Source organism: Mycobacteriales bacterium (assembly GCA_036497565.1).
In the GTDB taxonomy this organism is placed as follows: Bacteria; Actinomycetota; Actinomycetes; order Mycobacteriales; family QHCD01; genus DASXJE01.
This window is the reverse complement of sequence record DASXJE010000195.1, coordinates 1-9,445: the sequence shown is the minus strand read 5'-3', so window position 1 is coordinate 9,445 and position 9,445 is coordinate 1. Positions and strand designations below refer to the sequence as shown.

The 9,445-nt window shown below is 67.5% G+C and carries 8 protein-coding genes; 2 read left to right on the top strand and 6 right to left on the bottom strand.

Features of this window, described 5'->3' with window-relative positions:
* The 5 genes from VGH85_16260 to VGH85_16240 form a co-directional block, all read right to left on the bottom strand.
* Nucleotides 1–1,412: Ig-like domain-containing protein (locus tag VGH85_16260; GenBank protein HEY2175361.1), on the bottom strand; the 1,412-nt coding region annotated here is incomplete at its 3' end.
* A gap of 258 nt (nt 1,413–1,670) precedes the next feature.
* Entirely contained in the window at nt 1,671–1,955 is a 285-nt protein-coding gene (locus VGH85_16255; GenBank protein ID HEY2175360.1) for a hypothetical protein, read from the bottom strand.
* Between the two features lie 190 nt (nt 1,956–2,145).
* On the bottom strand, nt 2,146–3,585 hold the full coding sequence (locus VGH85_16250) for an alkaline phosphatase family protein (protein ID HEY2175359.1): 1,440 nt from the start codon (nt 3,583–3,585) through the stop codon (nt 2,146–2,148).
* A 184-nt stretch (nt 3,586–3,769) separates the two neighbouring features.
* Nucleotides 3,770–5,413, bottom strand: a complete 1,644-nt coding sequence (locus VGH85_16245; GenBank protein HEY2175358.1) for an alkaline phosphatase family protein — start codon at nt 5,411–5,413, stop codon at nt 3,770–3,772.
* Nucleotides 5,414–5,575: 162 nt separating this feature from the next.
* Entirely contained in the window at nt 5,576–7,081 is a 1,506-nt protein-coding gene (locus VGH85_16240; GenBank protein ID HEY2175357.1) for an alkaline phosphatase family protein, read from the bottom strand.
* Here VGH85_16240 and VGH85_16235 point away from each other — a divergent pair.
* Nucleotides 7,074–7,328, top strand: a complete 255-nt coding sequence (locus tag VGH85_16235; protein HEY2175356.1) for a hypothetical protein — start codon at nt 7,074–7,076, stop codon at nt 7,326–7,328. The genes VGH85_16240 and VGH85_16235 overlap by 8 nt on opposite strands.
* Before the next feature lie 570 nt (nt 7,329–7,898).
* Nucleotides 7,899–8,102 (top strand): hypothetical protein, encoded by a 204-nt coding sequence (locus VGH85_16230; GenBank protein HEY2175355.1) that lies wholly within the window; start codon nt 7,899–7,901, stop codon nt 8,100–8,102.
* A gap of 433 nt (nt 8,103–8,535) precedes the next feature.
* Here VGH85_16230 and VGH85_16225 read toward each other — a convergent pair whose 3' ends face one another.
* On the bottom strand, nt 8,536–9,402 hold the full coding sequence (locus tag VGH85_16225; GenBank protein HEY2175354.1) for an alpha/beta hydrolase: 867 nt from the start codon (nt 9,400–9,402) through the stop codon (nt 8,536–8,538).
* Nucleotides 9,403–9,445: the final 43 nt, after the last annotated feature.

Sequence of the window (9,445 nt, the reverse complement as noted above, 5' to 3'; positions counted from 1 at the left end):
TGTGAGGCGTTGTTGGCCGCGTCACGCGCGCGGATCGTGTACGTGTAGGTCGTGCCGGGCGCGACGGTGCCGTCGTGGAAGGTCGTGTCCGGGCCGATCGTCTTGAGCAGCGATCCATTGCGGAAGATGTCGTAGCCGGTCACGCCGACGTTGTCGTTGCTCTGATTCCAGCTGAGATCGATCTCTGCGCGCGAAACGGCGGTCGCCTTGAAGGTGCTCGGGACGGTGGGTGCGTTCGCGTCCCGCGACGTGCCGGGACACTGCACAGAACCTGAGTCCAGGCGCTGGCCGGCGGCGGTCACGAACTGGTACGCGGCGCCGCTTTGGTTGAGCTCCATGCGGAGGGCGCCGAACTGCGTGTGGCTGAAGGCGCTGGCGACGCGCGTGTCAGTGGCTACGAAGCTCTGTTCGGAGTGGCCGCCGGTGCCGACGACGAACTCGGTCGTGCCTGTACCAGCGTTCTTTCCCCCGGGAACGTTGCCATTGCCATCCAGCGGGACCCAGCGCTGGTAGTCGTGGTCGTGTCCCGTCAGGACCATCGCGACGCCGTTCTGGACCATCAGGTTCCACATCTCGTCCATGCGGGTCGTGTAGCCCTCGGACCCGATGTTGAACGGCGGGTGGTGGAAATAGGCGATCGTGCACGCCGCGTTGTTGTGCTTCAGATCCTGTTGGAGCCAGTTGTATTGCGGCGACCCCGCCGCGGTTTGCGCGAACTGCGAGGTCGAGTCGAGCGCGATGAAGTGCCAGCCGTTGGCGTTGTAGCTGTAGTAGTGCGGGATGTTGTCCCAGAAGTCGAAGTAGCCGGCGGCGGTCGGCGACGCGCTGTACTCGTGGTTGCCGACGACCGGGTCGGTGATCGAGCGGAACTGGCCGAAGAGCGTCGAGGTCGGGGCGCCGTACCAGTTCTTGAACTCGGTCGGGGCGCCCTTCTCGTAGACGTCGCCCAGGTAAACGAGCAGGTTCGGCGACCAGGTCTTGATCCGGTCGACAACCGCCTGCGCGCTGGTCTCGCCGCCGGCGCCGTCGCCCGCCGCGGCGAGCACGAACGGCTTGCCCGCGGCCGGCGCCGTCCCCGACGTTGGCGTGAAGTGCTTGGTGTTGACGGGCGGAGTGGTGACGTGATTGAAGAACGTGACGTTCACGCCCGCGCGTTGCGACACGAAGCCGTCGCGGTAGAGCGCCTCGACCTCGATCCGGTGCGAACCGTCTACCCAGCTGCTCGTCGGCAGGCTGAAGCTGTAAGGCGCCTCGTAGTCCGTCAGCGCGTAGGTTCCGTCGACGTAGAAGACGAGCCGCTGTACGCCCGGGGCGGTTCCCGTGGCGGTCGACGCGGAGCCCGAGACCGTTGTGTCGCCGGTGAGGGTGGCCCCGGCCGCCGGCTGGTTGAGGCAGACACTGACGGCGTACAAGCCCCCCGCGGGACCGCTCGTCTGGCAGCTCGGTGCCGCAGCGGCGATGGACGGGAATGCTGCGATTGCAAAGGCAACGAGAGCGCCTAGGCAGAACGCGCGCGGAATCCGGTCCGATAGCTGCGACATGTGCTCTTTTCGCCGTGGGATGCAGATTGGTGGGGGCCGGTGGTCGGGGCGCGCCCCGCACTCCGCCACCGTCCCCTTCTGCCAAGTACGGGAGCCGTGTCCGCCTACTTACCTCGCAGCGGAGGAGGATCAGCCCAGGTCGAAGTCGCTGCGCATGGTCGGCGCGGTGGCAACGCCGCCGATGAATGGGAGGCCAAGCACCGGGCTGATCGTGGGCTTCGGGATGAAGGCCTTGAGCCAATCGTCGCCGCTCGAGACCGGGCAGTCGTGCATGTCGTGGCACTTGTTCGGCGTGATGGAGGTGAAGCGCGCCGTCACGCGGTAGGGGCTCGCGACGAGCTGCGTCCCCCTCGAACGCAGCTCGTCGCTCAGCCGTGTCCCGAGCATGCCGTCGGCCTGGGCTTTGTCTCGCATCGACACGGTTGGGTGCGCTATCGCGTCGGGTGCTGGCGGCACGAAACGGGAGCTCGGGTGGATTTAGCGGGGGGACCGACGGGGTCTGCTAGCGGTCGTCAGCCCCCCTGGGAGCAACTACGGAGCGCGTTCACATCTCCTTACCTCTGTCTGAGCTTTTGTCCCCTTTCGGGGCGAGTCTCGACGACAGCTAGAGGTTGAACGCGCTGCGCATGCTCGTCGCACCGGCCGCACCGCCCAGGGTGCTCAGGCCGAGCATCTCCTCCGTCGTGCGCAGTAGCGAGTAGTGGGTGAACTTCGTTGCGCTCTTGGTCCCTGGCACAGTCGACGGACTGATGACGAACGTGGCAATTTGGTTGACATTCGTCATGTCGTCCTCGTCCCAGGTCAGGAAGATCGCCGTCGAGCCGGCTCGATACTCGGGAGTGCTCGTGAGCTTCGGAATGAACGTCTGCAGCCAGGTGTCGCCGCTGGCGACGGAGCAGTCGTGCGTGTCGTTGCACAGGTTCGGCGTGACGAACGTGTAACGGGCCGAGATGTCCGGGGTCGGCCCGAGCGGCACGTCATAGGTGGCGCAGTCGGTACGGATGTTGGTGTAGTAGGCGGCAGGGTTATGGCGCACGGCGTATTGGCCCGAGCCGCTCAGGTAACAGTTCGATGGCATGGACTCTTGCAGCGCTCGCCAGCCACCGGTGCCGAGCTGGGAAAAGATGCTCGGCACGTTCAACGGGTGCGAGCTGGGACCGGAATCGTCGGTGACGCCCTGCGGATCCCCGGAAGTCATCGCGACGTAGTTGGGCAGGCTCGGGTGCGTGATCGCGTAGTCGTTGGTCGCAAGGCCGCACTGCCCCGCCAGCGCGTTCTCGTAGGGAGCGGAGGGGCTGCCGATCACCTGGCTGTACGAGTGGTTCTCCATCACGATCCAGACGATGTGCTGCCATGCCACTGGAGGCGCGGAGGAGATCCCGCACGGGCCGGCCGGCGCGGGTGGTTGCGTCTGGCCGGACGGAGGCGTCTGACCGTTCGGGCTCGGTGGCGCGGCGTTGGCGTTCGAACGCACGGTCACGGGCAGCCGCATCGTCCGCCCGCGAATGTGGACCCGGACGACCAGCGGGCCGTTGGCCGCTGCCGGGATCGGGACGCTGGTGTCGAGAGCGCCGCCGCGCCCGGTCCGGCGTGCAAGCGCCGGCTGCGAGAACTTCGAGAGCGAGATCAGTACGGGCGCAGAGCTCGGCAGCCCCCGGCCGGTCACAGCGACAACCGAGCCGGCGAGAGGGTCGGCCGGCGTCCACCGCAGCCGCCCGCCGTGGCCGTTTGCAAGTTCTCTCGACAGCGGAGCGCTGGCTGTCGTGACGCGGAAGATGCTGGCGACGCGGCGCGAGCGCGCGCGTGACGTCAGTCGGATCGGGCCCCGCCCCCGTGGCGTCGTCACCGTCACGGCAAAAGCGCCGCGCCGATTGCTACGGGCTGTCGCGACGCGCCTGCCAGCCGCCCGGACACGCACCTTCGCACGCGCGGGAAAGCCGCTGCCAGTCAGCGTCACCGTTGAGCCCGCAGGGCCCGCGGCCGGCGACAGGACGACCGAGGCAGCGTCGGCCGTGGACGTGACAACGAACACGGCGACGACCACTAGGGCCGGCAAAAAGACGGAGCCAAGACGTGCAGCAGGAACTGAGCACGTGCGCATGCGTGCGGGCACTGAACTACCTCCAGGTTCAGCGGTTTCGACTACGGCTGCAGACCTGAGCGCGCGCCAGACACGCCACTCACCGCGTCACGGAAGACAGGTAAGCAGGTACGTCGGACCCGTGCCTCTACAGGTTGAACGCGCTCCGCATGCTCGCCGCGCTGGCGGCGCCGCCGAGGTACGTCGTCAGACCAAGCATCTCCTCCGTTGTGCGGAGCAACGAGTAGTGGCTGAACCGAACTGCGCTCTTGGTCCCTGTAATCGTGGACGGAGCGATCACGATCGTCGCGACCTGGTTGCCGCTCGCGGAGTCGTCCTCGTCCCACGTGAGGAAGATCGCCGTGGTGCCCGATTGGTACTGGGGACTGCTCGTGAGCTTCGGGATGAACGCCTTGAGCCAGTCGTCTCCGGTCGTGACCGAGCAGTCGTGCGTGTCGTTGCACAGGTTCGGCGTAACGAACGTGAAACGCGCTGAGATGTCTGGCGTTGCCCCCAACGGCACGTCGTAGTTCTGACAATCGGTGCGGATGTTCGTGTAGTACGCGGCCGGATTGTGCTTCACGGCGTATTGCCCGGAGTTCGTCAGCAGGCAGTTCGACGGCATCGATTCCTGCAGTGACCGCCAGCCGCCGGTGCCGAGCTGCGAGAAGATGCTCGCCACGCCAAGCGGATGCGAGCTCGGCGGGTTGTCGTCGGTAATCCCCTGGGGGTTGCCTGAGGTCATGGCGACGTAGTTCGGCAGGCTCGGGTGTGTGATTGCGAAGTAGTTGGTCGCCAGGCCGCATTGGCCGGCCAGTGCGTTCTCGTAGGGAGCGGAGGAGCTGCCGATCACCTGGCTGTAGGAATGGTTCTCCATCACGATCCAGACGACGTGCTGCCACGCAGCGGGCCGCACCGGCGCAGTTCCGCACGGCCCCTGCTGAGGCGGCGGCGTCGGCGCCTGAGGCGTCGCCGAAGCGGTCGTCGACGGCGCTGACTGATTGCCGGCCGCGTCGACTGCCGTCACGCGGTAGGTGTATGCCGTCCCATTGGCCAGACCGGTGTCGGTGAACGTGCGGGTCGAGGCAGCGGTCGAGCCGGTCCCTGCGGTCGGCCAGGTTCCGTCCGGGTTGCGGCGGTAGACGCGGTACCCGGTCACGCCCACGTTGTCGGTCGCAGCGCCCCAGCCGAGCGAGACCTTCGTGTCGCCGGCGGTTGCGGTCAGTCCGCTGGGCGGACTAGGCGCGGTCGTGTCCGGCGGCGTGGCGGTGCTTTCAACGACGAGCTGCGGCCCTCCAGCCCCACCTGCCTCGCGGCTTGAGAAGGCCACTGCCTTCTGCAGCGTGCTGGTCAGTGCGAAGCTGACGGCTCCGTTTCCGGCCACGGCTCCGGTGACGGCGAACGACGTGCGAGCTCCCTTTGCGATTGAGCTGACGGAGCTGAGGGCGGCTCCCGTGGCCGGAGCGTTTGCGTTCGTGATGCCGGTCTCGGACCAACTGGTGCCCGAGACTGCCCGCGACGTGACCGCGCCCCGGAACGAGTTCGACGCCACGAGGGACAGGGTCGCCTTCGTCACGGGGCCGCTTATCCCTTGGACATCGAATCGGAGGTAGGAGCGCATGACCGGCGAGCCGTCGGTGCGCAGCTCGAGTTGAGTCCCGAAGTTCGTGCTCGGACGGCTCGCGTCGACGTACGAGTCCGCTGACGGCGAGAACGTCGCCGTCGCAGCTTCGGCCGGCGCGGCCGCCCCAATCGCCAGGACGACGGCTGCAGAAACTGCGCGGCGGAGCATGCGTGAGTGCACTGAACTACCTCCTGTTCAGTGGTTTGAGCCGACGGGCTGTGCACCGGAGCGCCGTGCGCGAGGCACGACGCTCCGGGTCACGAAGGCGGCACGGTAGCTGCGTTCGGCCGCGCCGTACAGGGGCCGGTTCGAGTTAGCCGTTCCGCAGTACTACAGGTTGAATGCGCTCCTCATACTGGTTGCGCTGGCCGCGCCGCCGAGGAAGTTCGTGATTCCGAACATCTCCTCGGTGGTGTGCAACAGCGAGTAGTGAGTGAACTTCGTCGCGCTCTGCGTCCCCGGGGTTGTCGACGGACTGATCACGATGGTGGCAACTTGGTTGACATTTGTCATGTCGTCCTCGTCCCACGTCACGAAGATCGCCGTCGTCCCCGACTGGTACTCCGGAGTGCTCGTCAGCTTCCCGACGAACGTCTTCAACCAGCTGTCTCCCGTCGTTACGGAGCAATCGTGCGTGTCGTCGCACATGTTCGGCGTGACGAACGTGAATGGCGCGGAGATGTCCGGCGTCGCTCCGAGCGGCACGTCGTAGTTCTGGCAGTCGGTGCGGATGTTCGTGTAGTAGGCCGCCGGGTTGTGCTTCACCGCGTACAGACCCGAGTTGCCGAGCAGGCAGTTCGAGGGCATCGACTCCTGGAGCGAGCGCCAGCGGCCCGTCCCCATCTGGGAGAAGATGCTCTCCGCCGCTACTGGGTGCGAGCTCGGGGGGTTGTCGTCGGTGATGCCCTGCGGGCTGCCCGACGTCATCGCGATGTAGTTCGGCAGGCTCGGGTGCGTGATCGCGAAGTAGTTCGTCGCGAGCCCGCACTGAGCAGCGAGGCTGTTCTCGTACGGGGCAGACGAGCTCCCGATCACCTGGCTATACGCGTGGTTCTCCATCACGACCCAGACCACGTGCTGCCACTGCGGCGGCGTGGCGGCTGTGCCGCAGGGGCTCTGCGGCGGCGGTGGCGGTGCCTGCGGCGTTGCCGATGCCGTCGCCGACGGGGCCGACTCGTTGCCGGCCGCGTCGATTGCCGTCACGCGGTAGGTGTAGGCAGTCCCGTCGGTCAGTCCGCTGTCCGTGAACGTGCGCGTCCCGCTTGGGGTGTTGCCGGTCGACGTCAGCGGCCAGCTGCCGTCGGCGTTCTGGCGGTAGATGCGATAGCTGGCGACGCCGACGTTGTCGGTCGACGCACTCCAGCTGAGCGTGACCTTGGTGTCACCGCTGGTGGCGGCGAGTCCACCCGGGGCGCTCGGCGCCGTCGTGTCCGGCGGCGCCTGCGGCGTCGCCGCGGCGGTCGCCGACGGGGCCGACTCGTTGCCGGCGGCGTCGATCGCCGTCACCCGGTAGGTGTAGGCGGTCCCGTTCGTCCGCCCCGTATCGGTGAAGCTGCGCGTCGCGGCGGCGGTCGTGGCGGTTGCCGTCGTCGGCCAGCTGCCGTCGGCGTTCTGGCGGTAGAGGCGGTAGCCCGTGACGCCGGTGTCGTCGGAGGCGGCATTCCACGTGAGCGAGACCTGCTTGTCGCCGCCCGTGGCGGTCAGACCGTCCGGCGCGCTCGGCGCCGTCGTGTCGGTCTGCACGTCAACGACGAGCTGCGGCACGTTCGTGCCCCCGGCCTCGCGACTCCAGATCGCGAGCGCCGTGACGGAGGAGCTCGTGAGAGCGATGCTCACCGGCCCGTTCCCCGGCACCGCCTTCGTCACATCGAACGACATCGGCGTGCCCGTGACAGCCGACGGCACCGAGCTGAGGGTGGTACCCGTGGCGGGCGCGTTCGTATTCGTGATCGTCGTCTCTGACCAGCTGTTGTCGGCGACTGCGGAGGCGGTCACCGCGCCGCTCAACGAGCTGGCCGGGACCAGCGACAGAGTCGCCTTCTGCACGCTGCCGCTGAAGCCGGTGACGTCGAAGCGGAGATAACTGCGGACGACCGGTGAACCGTCCGTACGGATCTTCTGCAAGCCACCGAAGTTCGTATCCGGCTGGCTCGCGTCGACATACGAGTCGGCGGACGGCGAGAACGTGAGAGTGGCTGCTTGGCTGGCGGTTGGGCCGGTCAACATCGCCGCAGCGCCGATGGCCGAAATGAGCATGAGCCGAATGAGGCGCCGCGCGAGGGCGTCTGAAAGCACTGTGAAAACCTCCACTGTCGTGTCAGTGGTTGACGAAAACACCTGCCTTCAGACCCAGGAGCCCCCGCCAGCGGGCCTCCCAACCGCGCGGCTGGGCCCCGTAGCCGCTCCGGGTAGCCGCTATGTCCCCGAGTCCCGGGCCAGCCAAACTCCACCCGCGCGCTGGCGGTCCTGCAACGATGCGCACAGCCGCGAGCGATCACCGTCGGCGGGATGGTCGCCTGTGTCGCCGCGATCCTGATCGTGGCGTCAGCCCAGTCGTCCGCAGGCGCTGGTCGGAGTCATCCTGCTCGAGCTCGGCGGCGCAGTGCTCGCAGCGGTGTTCGTTGGTGAGCGGCAGCGACGTGTCGCCAGTTCGATGCAGGCGCGTGTGGGCATCTCCGGGCGCACTGTCGTCCTTGCGGCCGCGAGCGTCGGTGCCTTAGTCGCAAGCGCCGCCGCGCCGGGGGCAGGACTCGAGTCCACCTACATCGTGATGGCGCTACTCGCCGCGCTCGTGACGGCCGGCACGGCAGCCCTACTCGCTCGCGTGGAGAAGACACGGGAGCGGCCGCGCACGTAGGGAACGGCTCCGCCCTGGCGCGGCTCAGCCGGCCCCTTGGGTGCCTACTCTCCGCCGAGCGATCGGATGCCCCTGTTCGTCGCAAGCGGAAGGCCGGGATCGCGAGGTTCAATCGTGTGTCTTCGGCGCGACTCGTGCAATGGCCTCGCGCGTCGTCTTCTCCTGAACTTCATCGCCCAGCTCGCGAAACAGTGATAGCGATGTTTCGAGCCACTCACGGGCCGCGCCGAACTCACCGCGTGCCTCGTGCAGTCGGCCGATTTCTTGCGTAACGGCAGCCTCGTCTCGGGAGTCACCTTGAGTGAGCCTGAGCGCAAGCTCAAGTTGTTCCAAAGCATCGTCGAGGAACGCGAATGACTTGACTTTCGTCCGTCGTCCGAAGTGGAAGCCGGCCGATTAAGGCGAGACCGACGAGGCAGGTGAGAAGACGTTTCTAGGGCTGGCTGCTCAGTAGCGCGGCGGCCACGCGCTCCGGTGCCTCAAGCGGCGGCCAATGTGCAACGTCCTCCAGCGCCGTGAACGGTGCGTCCGGGAGTCGCTCGCGGATGCGCTCGGCCATGTGCGCGCCGGAGACCGGATCGAGCATTCCCCAGACGAAGGTAAGCGGTACGTCAGTCGTCTCGAGTACCTGCGTCCAGCGCTCGGCGTTCTCGCGGCGGTCCTCGATGTAGCGGATCAGGAGATGCGTGTTCCGCTGTCCGTTGTGGAGGTGGAAGCTCTGCCAGATCCTGGCGGCGTCGGCAGCCGAGCCGTACCCCTCCGGGAATGTCGGCGCGAGGCCGGCCATGAACAACTCGCCGTTCATCGCAGCGCTTATCTGCGGCCCGTGCTCCGGATCGAGTAGGGCCACCTGCGCGGGCTGGGGCCGATGCAGATCCGGGTAGACGCCCCCGTTCATGAAGTGGAGCGCGCGCACGTCGACCGCGAGCGCGCCGGCCGCGCGCCGCGTCAGGAGCTCCTGCGCGACGCTGACCGAGTAGTCGTGCGCCACGACCACCGTCGACGCGATCCCCTCGCGCACCCACAGCGCCTCGACCAGGTCCGCCTGCTCGAGCACCGAGTAGCGGTGCTCGCGCGGCTTGCTGGACGCGCCGAAGCCCAGCAGGTCGGGCATCGTGAGCGCGTAGCGCTCGGCCAAGGCAGGGGCGATCTTCGCCCAGTCGTGCGATGAGCTGGGGAACCCATGCAGCAGCGTCATGGACGGCCCCCACCCCTCGCGGCGAACGAAGACGCCCTGCTCGGTTCCGCTCAGCTCCAGTGGAACCACTTCGCCGCCTGACCACCAGTCCTGCACGTCCACGGGGCGCAGTATTCCGGGTGGCGAGAAGCTACCGCTGCTCGTC